This is a genomic window from Paenibacillus sp. SORGH_AS_0306 (genome assembly GCF_030819345.1).
GTDB classification, from domain to species: domain Bacteria; phylum Bacillota; class Bacilli; order Paenibacillales; family Paenibacillaceae; genus Saccharibacillus; species Saccharibacillus kyungheensis.
In genome coordinates this window covers 3,752,501-3,769,616 of sequence record NZ_JAUTBP010000001.1, presented here as the reverse complement: position 1 = coordinate 3,769,616, position 17,116 = coordinate 3,752,501, and the positions used below count along the sequence as shown (strand labels likewise).

General features: G+C 39.9%; 11 protein-coding genes (1 of these 11 only partly in view). 9 read left to right on the top strand and 2 right to left on the bottom strand.

Annotated features, from left to right (window positions below; all coding sequences use genetic code 11):
• The first annotated feature begins 60 nt into the window (after window positions 1-60).
• Window positions 61-2,400, top strand: a complete 2,340-nt coding sequence (gene pcrA / locus QE450_RS16650; protein ID WP_301263865.1) for a DNA helicase PcrA — start codon at window positions 61-63, stop codon at window positions 2,398-2,400.
• Window positions 2,401-2,609: 209 nt separating this feature from the next.
• On the top strand, window positions 2,610-4,628 hold the full coding sequence (gene ligA / locus QE450_RS16645; protein WP_273613685.1) for an NAD-dependent DNA ligase LigA: 2,019 nt from the start codon (window positions 2,610-2,612) through the stop codon (window positions 4,626-4,628).
• Window positions 4,629-4,771: 143 nt separating this feature from the next.
• On the opposite strand, the gene QE450_RS16640 is transcribed toward ligA, so the two are convergent.
• Window positions 4,772-6,043, bottom strand: coding sequence for a molybdopterin-dependent oxidoreductase (locus QE450_RS16640; protein ID WP_273592474.1), 1,272 nt, complete (start codon window positions 6,041-6,043; stop codon window positions 4,772-4,774).
• A 350-nt stretch (window positions 6,044-6,393) separates the two neighbouring features.
• A complete protein-coding gene (locus tag QE450_RS16635; protein ID WP_273613684.1) occupies window positions 6,394-7,236 on the bottom strand; it encodes an AraC family transcriptional regulator in 843 nt (280 codons plus the stop codon).
• A 213-nt stretch (window positions 7,237-7,449) separates the two neighbouring features.
• Here QE450_RS16635 and QE450_RS16630 point away from each other — a divergent pair, with 213 nt between their 5' ends.
• The 7 genes from QE450_RS16630 to QE450_RS16600 all read left to right on the top strand — a co-directional run.
• Window positions 7,450-9,633: an alpha-galactosidase gene (locus QE450_RS16630; protein WP_307300680.1), complete on the top strand. Its 2,184-nt coding sequence runs from the start codon at window positions 7,450-7,452 to the stop codon at window positions 9,631-9,633.
• A gap of 86 nt (window positions 9,634-9,719) precedes the next feature.
• The gene (locus tag QE450_RS16625) at window positions 9,720-11,504 is read left to right on the top strand and encodes a sensor histidine kinase (protein WP_273613682.1); all 1,785 of its coding nucleotides are present in this window, start codon (window positions 9,720-9,722) and stop codon (window positions 11,502-11,504) included.
• Window positions 11,497-13,050: a response regulator transcription factor gene (locus tag QE450_RS16620; RefSeq protein ID WP_273613681.1), complete on the top strand. Its 1,554-nt coding sequence runs from the start codon at window positions 11,497-11,499 to the stop codon at window positions 13,048-13,050. The genes QE450_RS16625 and QE450_RS16620 overlap by 8 nt, the downstream gene beginning before the upstream one ends.
• A gap of 77 nt (window positions 13,051-13,127) precedes the next feature.
• Complete coding sequence (locus QE450_RS16615) at window positions 13,128-14,093, top strand: ABC transporter permease (RefSeq protein ID WP_137226225.1); 966 nt, start codon at window positions 13,128-13,130, stop codon at window positions 14,091-14,093.
• 10 nt (window positions 14,094-14,103) lie between these two features.
• Window positions 14,104-15,042, top strand: a complete 939-nt coding sequence (locus QE450_RS16610; protein WP_069328577.1) for a carbohydrate ABC transporter permease — start codon at window positions 14,104-14,106, stop codon at window positions 15,040-15,042.
• 64 nt (window positions 15,043-15,106) lie between these two features.
• The gene (locus QE450_RS16605) at window positions 15,107-16,801 is read left to right on the top strand and encodes an ABC transporter substrate-binding protein (RefSeq protein WP_273613680.1); all 1,695 of its coding nucleotides are present in this window, start codon (window positions 15,107-15,109) and stop codon (window positions 16,799-16,801) included.
• 179 nt (window positions 16,802-16,980) lie between these two features.
• Window positions 16,981-17,116, top strand: partial view of a glycosyl hydrolase gene (locus tag QE450_RS16600; protein WP_307300672.1) — the 5' end (the start) only. It continues 1,565 nt past the right edge of the window; 136 of the gene's 1,701 nt are visible here — the first part of the coding sequence; it begins with the start codon at window positions 16,981-16,983; its stop codon lies beyond the right edge, outside the window.

Below are 17,116 nucleotides of genomic sequence, written 5' to 3'. Positions count from 1 at the left end.
CTTGATCATAGATGATTTTCAACTATCATTTTTCTATTAAGAAAGGAGCATGACTTCCCTATGAATACTGTAAATATACAGGAGGCAATCAATCGATTGAATCCTAGACAAAAAGAAGCCGCGCTCGCCACAGATGGACCGCTACTCATTATGGCAGGAGCAGGTAGTGGTAAGACGCGCGTACTGACACATCGTATCGCGCATATTATCGATGCACGCAAATCAGCACCGTGGGGCGTTCTAGCCATCACATTTACCAATAAAGCAGCACGCGAGATGCAAGAACGTGTTTCCCGTCTGGTAGGACCAGCAGGTCGTGAAATTTGGGTATCTACTTTTCACTCTATGTGTGTACGTATACTGCGTAAAGATATTGAACGTATCGGATTTACTTCCAACTTTTCTATTTTAGATTCATCTGACCAATTATCTGTTATTCGTTCTTGTATGAAAGACTTAAACATCGATACCAAAAAGTTCGAACCCAAAGCAGTGCAAGGAATGATGGGTACTGCTAAAAATGAATTGGTTTCTCCGGCTCAATACGAGCAAAAGATTGGTGACTATTTCGAAGGTATTGTAGCCAAAGTCTACACCAAATATCAACAACGTCTACGTGCTAATAACTCATTAGACTTTGATGATCTGATTATGAAGACGATCCAATTGTTTAACGAAGTTCCTGAAGTTTTAGAATTTTATCAGAAAAAATTCCGCTATATTCATGTCGATGAGTATCAAGATACAAATAAAGCACAATATATGCTTTGTAAAATGTTAGCAGAAGCTCATCATAATATCTGTGTTGTTGGGGATAGTGATCAATCGATCTATCGCTGGCGTGGAGCAGATATCAGTAATATCTTGAATTTTGAAGAAGATTATCCAGAAGCGAAAACAATTCTTTTGGAGCAAAATTATCGTTCGACTTCCAATATACTGAGTGCAGCGAATGAAGTGATTGGAAACAATACAGGTCGCAAACCGAAAAAACTGTGGACAGACAAAGAAGGCGGAGCCAAAATCAAAGTGTATCGTGCGGATTCTGAGCATGATGAAGGATACTTTGTGACTTCTGAGATTCATAAAAGTGTAAAAACAGGACAGCCTTATCGTAATCATGCAATATTGTATCGTACCAATGCTCAATCACGGGTTATTGAGGAAATTTTGATCAAATCAGATATTCCTTATCAAATCGTAGGCGGTATCAAGTTCTATGATCGTAAAGAGATCAAAGACTTGCTCGGGTATTTACGATTGCTTTCGAATCCAGATGATGATATCAGTTTGACTCGAATTATCAATGTGCCTAAGCGTGGTATTGGTGATACGACTGTAGCCAAATTGGCAGTAGCAGCGGCGGAAAAAGGCGTGTCTATTTTTAAAGTATTAGAAATAGTAGATGATCTAGGTTTTGCAGGTCGTACTCGTAATATGTTGGTTGAATTTTACGATATGATTGCTTCACTGCATCAAATGGTCGAGTATTTATCAGTTACTGAATTAACCGAAAAGATTTTAGAGTTATCTGAATATCGGGTAGAACTACAACGGGAGAATACTCTTGAATCCAAAGCTCGTTTAGAAAATATAGAAGAGTTTTTATCTGTAACGATGGAATTTGAGAAAAATAATGAAGATCGTTCATTGATTTCATTTTTGACGGATCTAGCGTTAATTGCTGATATCGATACTGTAGGCGATGAACCTGAAGAAGATGACGATGCAGTTGTATTGATGACGATGCATAGTGCCAAAGGTTTGGAATTTCCAACTGTATTTATTATTGGTATGGAAGAAGGCGTGTTCCCGCATAGTCGAGCTTTTCAAGACAATGAAGAATTGGAAGAAGAGCGCCGCTTAGCTTATGTAGGGATTACACGTGCAGAAAAAAATCTATTTTTATCTTGTGCACAGATGCGTACGTTGTTTGGACGAACTACAGCGAATCCACCTTCACGCTTTTTAGAAGAAATTCCAGAAGAGTTCAAAGAAGATACAGCAGTAGCGCCTAACTATCGTCGTGGTGGGGCAGGTCGCGGCACTAGCAGTTATGGATCAGGTAATCGTAGCTTTGGAGGAAGTACAAGTAGCTTTGGTGGCAAACGTGAAAATACAGCTGCGTTTGGCAGTGGATCTTCTGCGCGTGCAGTACCAGGATCTACAAATGCAAGAGTAACGGTAACGACAGGAGCTACACCTAAGCCTGTAGCTGCTGGTGGAGGATCAGATAGCTTCCAGGCAGGCGATAAAGTCTCTCATGGCAAATGGGGTATCGGAACGATTGTAGCCGTCAAAGGTACAGGCAATGATATGGAATTACAAATTGCTTTCCCTGCACCGACAGGACTCAAACGCTTATTAGCAGGGTTTGCTCCGATTACTAAAGTAGAATAAAGAATCTGATCGTGCAAGCAAGAAAGCTCTTGTTATCACTTGATGAGTACAAGTTGTATGTTCAAAACAGAACCGAATTACTTACTGTTCGGTTCTGTTTTTTCATTGAAAATAATAATCATATGCGACAAAATGCTAACGATAAGCAGTACTACAGTTTGGCTTAAAGCAATAGTTTATCTTATTGAATCCGGGAGGGGATACTACACATGGATCCGATGCATGAAATGGAACAATTAATTACAGAGCTTAATAAATACAGCTACCATTACTATACGTTAGATGAACCTCTAGTCGATGATAAAGAATATGATGTTCTATATGATCGATTAATCCAACTGGAAGAAGTCAGTGGAATCGTACTGCCTGATTCGCCTACTCAGCGTGTAGGTGGAGAATTGTTAAAAGGATTTTTACCTCATCGCCATCTTTCTCCATTATGGAGTCTAGACAAAGCTCAAAATTTAGAAAAGCTAGCAAGTTGGCATACACGTGCTCGTAAATTAATTGCTGATTATAATACCAAAAATCCTGATCAACCATTGCCAGAACCCTCTTATGCGATTGAACTCAAGTTCGATGGATTAACACTTAATCTCACCTATGAAAATGGGAAGTTAATTCAAGCGGCAACCCGAGGTAATGGAGTAACAGGAGAAGGAATTTTAGAACAAGTCAAAACGATTCGTTCGATTCCATTATCTATTCCTTTCAAAGAAGGCAAAATTGAAGTACAAGGCGAAGGCATTATGAATCTATCTGTACTAGCAGCTTATAATGAAAATGCTACAGATAAAGACAAACTTAAAAATGCACGTAATGCTGCTGCGGGTGCTTTGCGTAATTTGAATCCTAAAGTAACAGCTACTCGTCGTTTAAGTGCTTTCTTTTATAACATAGGATATATGGACGGTATTACATTTGAAAGTCATCAAGAGATGATGCAATTTCTTAAAGACAATCATTTCAAAGTCAATCCGTATATTTTTTACTTTGAGAATTTTGATGATGTGATTGCTCAATTGGAAGACATTCAAGCACAACGTACAGGATTAGATTACTTAATCGATGGTGCTGTGGTCAAAATTACAGATATGCGTACTCGCGAAGTACTGGGATATACCGATAAATTCCCGCGTTGGGCAATTGCTTACAAATTCGAAGCAGAAGAAACAAGCACGATTTTAGAATCGGTGTCTTGGAATGTAGGTCGTACAGGTAAAATCACACCATTAGCTCGTGTAGAAGCTGTTGAACTTGCAGGTGTGACCGTACAAAATTGCACGCTAAACAATATTGGAGACATTGAACGCAAAAATTTAAAATATGCGATCGGAACACGTGTCTTTATTCGTCGTTCGAATGAAGTTATACCGGAGATTCTTGGTAAAGTCACTGAAGAAAGCGATGGAGAAGAAATCATTTTTCCAGAGAAATGCCCTGCTTGTGGATTTCCATTAGAACAACGTGGAGCACATCTATTCTGTAACAATACACTAGAGTGTACACCACAGATTATAGCTAAGATTACACATTTCGCCTCTAGAGATGCTATGGATATCGAGACATTTAGCATAATGACAGCTCAACAATTGCATAGTGAGTTAGGGGTCAAAGAACCAGCAGACCTGTATGCTTTAGAATTTGAGAAGTTAGTAGAACTAGAACGATTTGGTGAGCGCAAAGCAAATAATCTATTGCAGGCTATCGAAGAAAGTAAAACAAGAGATTTAGCATCATTCCTATATGCTTTAGGTATTCCGAATACAGGTAAATCTACAACTCGTATGTTAGCCGAGCATTATCGTGATTTACACAAAGTCATGAATGCAACAGTAGAAGAGTTAGTCGAATTACCAGATATCGGCAATATTGTAGCTGAAAGCATCGTTGCTTTTTTTGCAGATCCTTTTATGCAGACCAGTATTCAGAAAATGTTAGACCGAGGTGTACAACCGCAATCTCCTGCTGAACCTGTTGTTATCAATACAGATTCTTATTTTGCAGGCAAAACGGTTGTACTTACAGGTACATTACAGACGATGACTCGTGATGATGCCGCTGCGCGCCTAGAGTCTCTAGGCGCCAAAGTGACAGGTAGTGTATCCAAAAAGACAGATATCGTGATCGCTGGTGAAAAAGCAGGTAGCAAACTCACCAAAGCTCAAGAGCTCGGTATTGAAGTCATTGAAGACGAAGAAGAATTAAAGCGATTATTGGAATTATAAAAAATAATTGAATCTACATGAAAACAGAAAAATTCATACTATTAAGCTTCTACCATCTATTCCTTACCAACAAAAAAGCAGTGTGTTTCTCTTTAGCTAAGAGTAAACACACTGCTTTTTTGTGTATGATTATGAAACTTGATTTAAGCTTTAGGCAACCAGGCATCTTTATCATAACCACGTTGTTCCCAGTAACCTACATGATCTTCAGCAATCAGTTCAATCCGGTTCAACCATTTTACCGATTTGTAAGCATACATCTGAGGAATAACCAATCGTACTGGCCCACCTAGATCAGCAGGAATGATATTACCATCATGCAATACCGCTACAATAATATCTTTCATCTGCGCTTGATCAAGTGTAAGAGAATCCGTATAGACATTATCCCCTGAATAAAATTTGACCATGGTCGCAGAAGATTGAACACCTGCTGCTTTTAAAAAGTCACTTAAAGGAATACCTTCCCATGTGTTTTTATACACCGACCATCCAGTAACACAATGAAAGTCACTTACTTGCACATCACGTTTTAATTTCAAAAATTGTTCCCAGTTCCATGTTTGAGGTTTATCTACTAATCCATCTATTTTGAAATCCCAGTTACTATTATCAAAATTAGGAATAGGTGTCACCGTATACACACGAAACTCACCTTGAGCACCACCCCCTATAGGCGGGGCAGATGATTTCAGTGGTGTAGGATCAGGAATCATCTTATTACCATTACTGGCAGCAACCTGTTCCCATGTACCTCCACTAGTCAAAGAACTTCCTAACCATCTTACAAATGTAGGTCCGATCGATACAGCGAGTCCAACACCTATAGCGGAGCGCAAAAAGGTACGTCGTGTATAAAAAGGAGAAGGGGCCGTTGGTGATGATGCGGCTACTACAGTGCCACTTTTATCCGTAATCGTTTTTTCTACAGTGACAGGTTGTTTGATTGTACGTTTTTTCGGATCTTTTAACCAAGCGGTACGTGTTAGAGAATGATAGATAATATAAGGAAGTCCCACCCAAGTCAGTAGATCATGAACAAATAAAGCCGAGTTAGCCACAGCCGGTCCTACTTGGCGTAATAACCATAATAAAATCCCTGATATAATCCAGCCTACCAATAAGACCATAACTACAATAACATTGAATTTTTGCCCGGGTTTATCAGACAGCCTTTTCCAGTGCTTCGCCGCCAGAAATAAGTAATAGACTACAGGGACCAATAAAGCTAATCCTCCTATAATATGAAGCCAACGTACCCAGACTCTAACCTCACCCAGTATTTCTCGCCAAAAGCCCCCGACAAGTACCAGACCTGTAACAGCTAGAAGAGCAACGAGCCAAGCATTCCAAGCATGCAACCGAATAAGCTTTTTACCAAATCCTTTTTGAACTGCTGCAATCCAGCGTCCCATGAATCTTCCTCCTTCGAAATGGATCTGCAGCGAATGAATACTATGCAGATCAACACCCTGTATTTATTTTCAGCGATCTCATTACGTCCTATCTGCATATTCGTAATAACAAGCAAAATAGTTCAAAATTCCGACTGGACGACGTCTTGCTCGTGATAGATGAACTGTATGAGAAAGGAAAGAAGAAAAAATGATATGACCGACATATTCAACAACTTTAAATACTAGATATACAAAGTTAAGCTAATATATAAAATTAATTATAAACCTTTCTAGTGGAATAAGGCGAGAAGTGACATAAAGCATAAATAGATATCAGTTCGCTAACTTTCTTTTTTGAGCATATAGAGTCAGTCAATTATTACATTGGCATTCAGTAGCGATTGACTTCGATACTCTCTAGGCGACATCCCTTTAATTTTTTTGAAAATTTTGGAGAACAGTAAAGGATCGATATAGCCTACTGAACGGGCAATATTACCAATCGATAGATCTGTACGGATCAGCATACTGGATGCTGTATCCATTCTGTAACGAATAAGATAATCTTGAATACTGAGCTTGGTTGTTTTTGTAAATAAGGAACATAAGTAACTTCGATTCAATCCGATAAAATGGGCAATATCTTCTACTGTAATCTTTTGAGAAAAATTCATTTCAATAAAATCTTTGACCTGCTCCACATAGATATCAGCGTTACTTCTTGTTTGCGCCATTAGCGTTTTCGGCGCATTTTCCATTAGTAGCGAAAAAATCATATACAACAATCCAGTCAATCGTGTTTCTCGTGCTGCTGGATATTCATTCGATTGAATCATCCACTGTAAATACTGATGTATTCGATCTTTGTGCTCGTAATAGATTATTGGAGAAGCAAGAGTCATTCCTGCTTGTTCCAGCAGCGATTCGGCGAGCGTACCATTGAATCCGATCCAGCCGTAGGACCATGGTTCTGCTTCGTCTGCTACATAATAGGTAACCACATGGGGACAGATTAGAAAGCCTTGTCCTGAACCAATCGAATGTTGTACTCCATTCACCTCAAAAGTCCCTTTTCCCTCAAATACATAATGGAGCAGATAATGAGTTCTGACTGCTGGTCCAAACTCATGACCAAATATACAATCTTCGATCCCAAATTGGGTGAGATACAATTCGGTGTGTTGTTTGCTTCTTGGTAAATACTCGATCATTAGCGGTTCTCCTTATTTTTATAATATCTATCAAAATAACATATTTTCGAATCATCATGCCATATACGATATAGTCCGTTTCATATAACATTTTTATAGAATAATCATATTCATTGTTACATACCGGAAAATCATTAATCCATATTTTATGAACGAGGGTATTACAGGTAGCATGAATATACATAATGGAATGAACAAGAAAGGGTGTTGGTCATGAGTGTAATCGTTCAGGAAGAATCTGGATTGTTTCATCTACAATCGTCCGGTATGAGTTATATGATCCAAATCGTAAATGGATATTCAGTGCATGTATACTGGGGAGCGCCATTGAAGCATCGGTCAGTGATGGAGAACCTGCTTATCCATACGTCTTCGACAACAGGGTTGGATAGACTTCCACAGGAATACCCACAGTATGGAAGTGGAGATTTTCGCAATCCAGCGTATCAGGTCGAATTAGCAGACGGAACTCGTATCACTGAGCTTCAGTACGACAGTTACCGACTGATCCAAGGAAAACCATCACTGAGCGGACTTCCAGCAGTATATACGGAGAATGAATCGGAAGCACAGACATTAGAACTTCTTTTGAAAGATCAGTATTCGGGTCTTACAGTTGTGTTACAGTACACTATTTTTGAACAGCGAAATGCAATCATACGTGCTGCACGCTTCATCAATGAAGGAAAGGAGACACTGCGACTTCGTCGTGCTTTGAGTGCAAGTGTAGATATGTATGGTCAGGATGAACTGGAGATGATTTACTTATCGGGTGCATGGGCAAGGGAAGGCAATATACAGAGAAGATCGCTTCGGCAAGGCGAAATTCGAATCGACAGCAAGCGTGGGATGAGCAGCCATCAGTTTAATCCGTTTGCTGCGCTTGTCACCCCGGAGACGACAGAGAATCATGGTGAAGCTTTTGGTTTCAGTCTGGTGTACAGCGGGGGATTTGAAGCCGTTGCAGAAGTCGATTCGTTTGGCTCTACAAGGTTAGGTATTGGAGTAAATTCGTTTGATTTTGGATGGCAGCTAAATGCCGGAGAAGATTTTCAGACTCCTGAAACAGTGATGGTATATTCCAACCAAGGAATTGGAGAAATGTCGCGGATCTACCATCGTCTGTACCGCAGTCGATTATGTCGGGGAACATACCGTGATCGGGAACGACCAATTCTGGTCAACAACTGGGAAGCGACCTATTTTGATTTCAATGCCGAAAAGCTAGTCTCCATTGCGGAGGAGGGGGCTAGACTCGGTATTGAGTTATTTGTGCTAGATGACGGTTGGTTTGGTAGACGTGACGCTGATAACTCGTCTTTGGGGGATTGGTACGAGGATCGTCGCAAACTACCTGAAGGGCTAGCTGATGTAGCGCAGCGTATTCGTGAAACAGGTCTACAATTTGGACTCTGGTTCGAGCCAGAAATGATTTCGCCGGAAAGCGAGCTGTATCGTGAACATCCTGACTGGTGCCTGCATGTTCCGGGAAGAAGACGTAGTGAAGCGAGATGGCAATTGGTACTGGATTATACACGCCCGGAAGTACGAGATTATATTTATAATTCACTCTCTACGATTTTCTCTACGGTTCCAATCTCTTATGTGAAATGGGACATGAATCGGGCTTTGACAGAGATGGGATCGGCAACATTGCCACCAGAGCGACAAGCTGAGACTGCGCATCGTTATGTACTTGGATTATATGAGCTACTAGAGCGGATAACGGTACAGTTCCCGAACATATTGTTTGAAAGTTGCGCTAGTGGAGGTGGACGTTTTGATCCCGGAATGCTCTATTATATGCCGCAAACGTGGACTAGCGATAATACTGATGCGGTAGAACGACTCAAGATTCAATATGGCACCAGTCTTGTTTATCCAGTGAGTGCGATCGGTGCACATGTATCAGCTGTACCCAATCATCAGGTCGGACGCAGTACACCACTTGATTTTCGAGGTAGTGTCGCTATGTCTGGCAATTTCGGGTATGAACTGGATCTCACAGCATTTACTGATAAAGAAAAGAATATCGTTCAGCGGCAGGTTGCCAACTACAAAGAGATTCGCAATCTGGTGCAAGAGGGAGATTTATATCGATTGAAGAGTCCATTTACAGGGAACCAATCTGGGTGGATGTTCGTCTCGGAAGATAAAATGCAAGCTCTCGTCTATGCTTTTCAGGTTATGGCAATATCTAACGGACCTCAACAAATTCTGCGGTTGGATGGACTGAATCCAGAACTGGAATATGAAGTGAAATCTGATATCAATGAAGAAAGTATTATATATGGAGGAGACCAATTGATACAGCTCGGTTTGGCTCTTCATTACGAGTCCAAAGACTATCAGAGTCGCTCTTTCACACTTCGAGCCATAGATAGGGTGCTTGAATAAGCAAGAATTGATCCAAAACAGAAAGCCCCTTTTTGTAGAAGGGGCTTTTTTAAATATAAAGCAGGCTGGTTACTGGAGGTTAAATCATGTTTTTCGTTCGAATAATGAATGATATGAAAATAAGAAAGAAGTTAGCTATTACGTTTATAACAGCAGCAGGCATTCCTCTACTATTATGCGGTCTTTTTTTGACTGCAAGATTGCGTGAAGTTGTAGTGCAAAGTACTTTGGTGCAGGTATCCAATAATGTGGATCGTGTTCAAAAGCGTACCGCAGAATTAATCAAAGTTCCATTAGATATTTCGAATCGGCTTATGAATGATAATCAGATGAAAAAAACAGCCAGTCAGACGTACAACAGTTATACCGAAGTCATTCAGCAATATCACAATTACACGAATATTCGAGAATATATACAGCTCTATAAAGAGATTTCTGGCATTCGAATATATGCGATCAATCCGGGAGCACTGAATAACTGGGAATTTATGCAGCCGACTCAAAAGTTACTGGATCAGATCTGGTATCAACAAGCAATAGCACAAAAAGGAGTGGTAGGTTGGAATATGATCCAAGATGAACGAACAAATGCTATGGAATTAAGTTTGATTCGCTCATTTCCCTTAGCCGCTTCAGAGCAAAAAGGAGTAATGGTGATTAATGTAAACAAACAACGATTAAGTGCCATTCTGGAACAAGAGTCTTTTCCTACATTTATCGTGGACAGTGAGAATCAACTGGTTGCTTCTAATTCTATAAAAGGGTCGGAACGAGAAGCATCGACTCTGTATAATAGTAGCGATATTTTGAGTCTTGCTGAGGGCAGTTATAATATATCACTCGATGGAAAAGACTCCAAAGTTGTAGTCGCTACCTTACAACCGAATGATAGCTGGAATAGTCTGCGGATGATCTCCGTTTTTTCAATTGCTGAGATTACTCGTGATGCCAATCATGTGATCTTTCTTGGAGCTATAGTGATTGCCTCGAGTCTAATTGTTGCCACTTTTCTTACGTATGCTTCTGCTTTATTACTTTCCAGAAGACTACAACGACTCAGCCATCATGTAGAAAATGTTCGTTCTGGTTCGTGGGAAACCTTTTTACATATAGATGGCAATGATGAAATCGGAGTGCTGTCTCGCCAGTTCAATGCACTGGTGAAAGACATTGATAGATTATTTCATGAAGTCCAGACAACCAATCGAGAGAAAAGCCTGATAGAACAAAGACAAAATGAAATGAAATTTAAAATGCTAGCAAGTCAGATTAATCCTCACTTTCTATTCAATGCGCTGGAGTCGATTCGGATGGAAGCCCATATTCGTCAGCAGGATGATATTGCCCAAGTCGTATGGTTACTCAGTACGTTGTTGCGTAGTAGTCTTGAGACCAATAGCGATATGATCTTGCTGGAAACAGAACTGAAGTATGTTCAAGGTTATTTAGATATTCAAAAGTTCAGATATGAAGATCGTTTGCAGTATCAGCTAACGATAGAACCCGAAATCCAAAAGATCCGTGTGCCTCCCTTAATTATTCAGCCATTAGTGGAAAATGCGATTATTCATGGTTTGGATCATCGTGCAGAAGGTGGACAGATTAGAGTAGAGGTCACGCAGATCATAGGAGGAGCTCAAATTCAGGTGAGCGATAATGGTACCGGCTTTTCAGCCGAGCGACTGGAAAGTGTACAACAAGAGCTTGCTTCTCCGGCCAATGATTCAAAAGAACAGCGGATTGGTCTTCGTAATGTAAATGATCGGCTTGTGTTGTTGTATGGTCAAGCAAGCATTTTGCATATTGAGAGTAGCTACGGAAGCGGAACGACTATCACATTTATTGTACCGGGAGGCGATGATATTGATTAAAGTTCTTATTGTAGATGATGAACCGAAGTTGCGACAGGGACTTCAAACATTAATTCCATGGAAGAAATTAGGCTTTGAAGTGATTGCAGTAGCGGCCAATGGAGAAGAAGCACTTAGTATCATTGCTGAAAAGCAGCCGGATATTGCACTTGTTGATATTCGAATGCCACTTATGGATGGGCTACAGTTACTTCAAGCTGTATCTTCAGAGGGATATCGTCTACACGTTATCATCTTGAGTGGCTATGCCGATTTTGAGTATGCCAAACAGGCGATCAAATACGGTGTTGATGGTTATCTTCTCAAGCCAGTAGATATTCAGGAGATGACCCATACGCTGGAATGCATTCGTGAACAGATAGAGCAGGAACAACGTCAGAAAGAACAGGAACAAATAACAAAGGCAGATCAGACTTGGCTGCTTCAGCGTTTGCTTGTTCCGCAACATACAGAAGATTCTATAGTTTTGCGAAATATAGCAGAGGATGCCGGAATGTTTTGGGAGAGTTACGAGATTGTTATTGTACGTCCACAAAATGCCAATGTGGATTTTTCGGATAAATTACATACATTCCTAAATAAGTTAAAGCCATGTCTAGAATATGACGGTAAGGGAGTAGTTACTGTCTTTTCATCCTATATCGTTATATTTCTCAATCAACCGCTACGTGGTACAAAGTCTCGCCAGAAATATTATCAATGGCTTAAACAGACACTCGGGAGCAGTGAATTTATTGCTGCCACAGGTGGAGCTGTATCAACACCCGAGAAGATACATATGTCTTTTGCAGAAGCTGAATCTGCTTTAAAACAGGCATTTTTTCATGAAAAAGAAGAATCAGTAAGAGTGAGGTCTGTAAATTGTCTGGTACCGAATGCTATGGATACAAGGGAAAACATTCCGGACGAAATGATGGGAGAGTTTACTCTGCGCTTATATTACAGTTTGGACACAGGCAATCATAAGATGATCCGACCGCTATTGGAGCAAGCTTTTTCTTTTTTTCTTGCTCAAAAGTATGACGAAACCCATATTAAAGAATCTTTTTTCTATCTATGCCATGCAGTGCTACACAAATTGAACATACATTCCTATACACACTGGAAAGAGACAGAGAAGATTTCGCATTTTTTAAAAGGAATTTTTGCATATGAGTATCTGACTGACCTTTTAGCAGAAATCCACTCTTTTCTGACGATGCTTGCCAAAGATACAGCACCAGAAGGTAAAGAAAAAGAATTAAAAATGATGATTAGCATTATTCATAATCATTACAGTGACCCGCTGAAGTTGGAGACACTGGCAGGAACACTGAATTACAGTACAGCTCATTTGGGTCAGATCTTCAAGAATAAAACAGGGGAATACTTTAATACTTATCTAGACAGAATCCGCATTCAAAAAGCCAAGGAATTATTAAATCAAGGAATGAGAGTCTATGAAGTCTCGGAAAAGGTCGGCTATACAAGTGTTAATTATTTTTATAGCAAATTCAAAAAGTATGAAGGATGCTCACCTTCGGATTTTAAAATCCATAATTTGTAGATGATTTTCACCGAAATTCGTTGTATGTCGGCTTGCTGTTCTCTGATTTAAGATAAAAGTCAGAGAGGAGGGGGAATATGAGCAAACGGATATTAGAAAAGGAAAGCGTATACAAAAAAGCAAGCCCAATCAGAAAAGGTAAATGGAAAGAATGGCATAATCAAAGATATTTGTACTACATGTCTATTCCATTTGTACTTTGGGTGTTTGTGTTTCAGTATTTTCCTTTGTGGGGTTGGACGATGGCTTTTCAAAAATATAGACCAGGGTTAGGTTTTTTTGAACAGAAGTGGGTAGGTTTGGAACACTTTCGCACTTTGTTTCAAGATGACCACTTCTATCAGGTTCTTCGTAACACACTGGCAATGAGTTTTATGGGGCTGGTGGCAGGATTTGTAGTGCCAGTTATTTTTGCCTTAATACTTAATGAAGTCCGCATTGGGGTAATGAAGCGATTTGTACAGACCGTATCTTATCTGCCTCACTTTGTATCATGGGTAGTTGCAGCAGGGATTGTTACCAAAATGCTGTCCACAGATGGTGGTGTTGTAAACAGTATATTACTAGGTCTCAATCTGGTCGATCAGCCGATTCCGTTTATGTCTCAAGGACATTGGTTTTGGTATATCGTCACCAGTGCAGATATTTGGAAAGAAACGGGCTGGAACGCCATCATTTATCTAGCTGCTATTTCAAGCATTGGTCCCGAACTATATGAAGCTGCACGAGTAGATGGTGCCAGCCGCCTAAAACAAATGTGGCATATTACACTACCGGGCATCCGACCAACCATTATTGTGCTTCTCATTATGTCTATTGGTCACCTGCTAGGTAATGGCTTTGAAAAGCAATTTCTGCTAGGTAATCATATGGTCATTGATTATTCTGAAGTTCTTGATTTGTATGCGCTTAATTATGGACTGTCCATGGGTCGCTACTCATTCGGTACAGCGATCAATATTTTTAACTCGGTGATTAGTCTGTTCTTGTTGTTTGCAGCGAATGGCATTTTTAAACGTGTTACTAAAGAAAGCATTATGTAAGGAGGAAGAAATGGGAACTGCCAACAGTACGACATCGGCTAGCCGTTCTAAAAATAAACTACATACCAAATCAATACAGGATCGCATTTTGGAAGTGATCGTTTATGTATCCATGATTCTGGTAACTGTGCTAACACTATATCCATTTCTTAATGTACTGGCCATTTCTCTGAATGATTCGGTTGATACCGTCAGAGGGGGAATCACAATCTGGCCAAGAGAATTTACATTGAAAAATTACGATTTGATTTTTACGTACAAAGGTTTGATTACTGGATTTCAAAACTCTGTGTTGCGAACAGTTATCGGAACCGTATTGGGGTTGTTAAGTGGATCGATGCTGGCGTTTGTACTTGCCCGTAACGATTTTGGAGGAAGAAGATGGATATCCATGTTTTTAGCAATCACTATGTATGTATCAGGTGGAATGATCCCCGGATTTATTCTGATGAAGGATCTGCATTTGATTAATACGTTTGCGGTATATGTTTTACCGGGTCTAGTTAGTGCATTTAATATTTTTGTTATTCGTTCTTTTATAGATGGGTTGCCTTACGCTCTACAGGAATCTGCCAAACTGGATGGAGCCAATGACTTTGTCATCTACTGGCGTGTTATTCTTCCACTTTGCAAACCAGCACTGGCAACTGTAGCGCTCTTTTTGGCAGTAGGACAATGGAATTCTTGGTTTGATACGTATTTGTTTAACGGGTCTAATGAAACGTTGACTACTCTACAGTATGAATTAATGAAGATTTTACAGAGTACGACAACCAGTGCAACCAATTCTCAGGATGCTTCCAATATGGCTGAACGGATGGCACAGGTATCACCCGAGTCTGTCAAAATGGCAATTACTATCATCGTAACTGTACCTATTCTGATTGTTTATCCTTTCTTGCAGAAATATTTTGTAAAAGGAATGACGCTTGGAGCTGTTAAAAGTTAAACCATTTATATCTGACTGATATAGTCTCAGATCTATGATTTATCATAATGAAGGAGGAAGCTTCATGAAGTCAGGCAACAAAAAAATAGTAGCTTCTGCACTGTCGCTGGTCATGATCACAGCGCTTGTAGGATGTAGCAATCCTTTCGCTACAGATTCGTCTGGAGATCATCTACCTGATAGCGGAGATGGAAAACAACCAATCACCTTTACTTATTTTTCTGAAGATTCCAGTACCAATTGGAATAATATGAACGATGAAGTCGGCAAAGTAATCAAGGCGAAAACCGGTGTTACCTTAAGCGCAGAATTTGCTGTAGGCGATCCAGTTCAAAAGCTCTCATTAATCGCAGCAACTGGTAATTATCCAGATTTGATCGCAGCTAAAGCAGATGTGGGCAAACTGGTCGATGCAGGAGCTATTCTCGATCTTACCGATCTGATCAATGAGCATGCACCCAATATCAAAAAAATGCTAGGAGACAAAATCGTTCGCACCAAATACAGTCTGGATGATCAAGCAATCTATGCTGTTCCTACCTGGTCAGCTGTAGATGAGAAAAAAATCAGAGCAGACGCAGGATTTGAACTACAGCATCGTGTTGTTAAGGAAGCAGGGTATCCTGAAATCCGTACGGTACAGGATTATGAAAAAGTGATCCAGTCTTATTTATCCAAGCATCCTGTAGATGAGAACGGTAATAAGCATATCGGAATGTCACTGAATGCGGATGATTGGCATATGTATCAGGTAACCAATCTTGGATTCCAGACAACTGGAGGCCCTGATGACGGAGAATATTATATCGATCAGAAAACACATCAAGCCACCTATCATTTTCGTCGTCCGGAAGAAAAGGAATTTTTTCGCTGGTTGAACCATATGAATGCGATCGGGTTATTAGATCCAGAAAGTTTTGTTCAAAAAACGGATCAATTCAAAGCTAAAGTGGCTTCAGGACGAATTCTGGGTCTTGCTGATCCGGAATGGGATTATGGAGATGGCCAAAATGCGCTTAGAGCAGCAAGTAAGTTTGACCAAACATATGGTCATTATCCTGTTACTATGAGCAAGGAGTATAAAGATACCAGTTTCTGGCTAGCCGGATTTGATGGTGGTTATGGTATTTCGATCTCCAGTACATGCAAAGATCCAGTACGTGCAATCAAGTTTCTTGACTTTTTAGCTTCAGAAGAAGGTCAGGTTCTAAATAACTGGGGAATTGAAGGCAAGCATTATACTGTCAAAAACGGCAAACGCTCATTTATACCAGAAGTGCAGGAGAGAGCTAATAACGATAGTGCTGCATTTCAGAAAGAAGCGGGTCTTGGTCTGTACTGGAATATGATGGTTCATTATGGAGATGGGATTAAAGATTCGACAGGCAACTATTTTACTCGCAATTATCCAGAATTACTAAGTCTCAATTACAGTAATGCTGAGAAAGAGACACTCAAAGCATACAAAGCTAAACACTGGAAAGATCTTTTTCCAACCGAAGAAGACTTCCAGCCACGAGCTTATGGAGCAGCTTACACTATATCGCTTCCTAATGATGATCCATCTATGATTTTGGGAGCGAAGATGAAAGATATTACATGGAAGTATATCCCGGAAGCTGTGATGTCCAAACCGGAAGATTTTGACCGAATTTGGGATGCCTACATGGCGGAATTAGAAAAAGATGGCGTTCAAGAAATGGAAAAAATATATACACAGCATATTCAGGATCGTATTAAGTTATGGTCAACACAATGATTAGCATAATAGAGTAAGTGATTTTTCTCAAAAAGATGTATAGCTAGATATAAGTTAAATGGACGGCTTGTTCAATATTCGATTATACAAGCCGTCCATTTTCATCACTTTATTGTAAACGATTACAAAATGATTCTTTCTACTACATCCAAATCAAAAATGAGAGTGAGGAAGATTAAGTGAAAAAAACAGGCATTGTCTTGATGGTTATTATCATGTTTGTTTCTCTAATTCCATTATCATCAGCAAAGGGAAAAGCAGAAATCTATGAAGCAGAGAATGGATTATTGCAGGGAGTCGATGAAGCTTCTACCG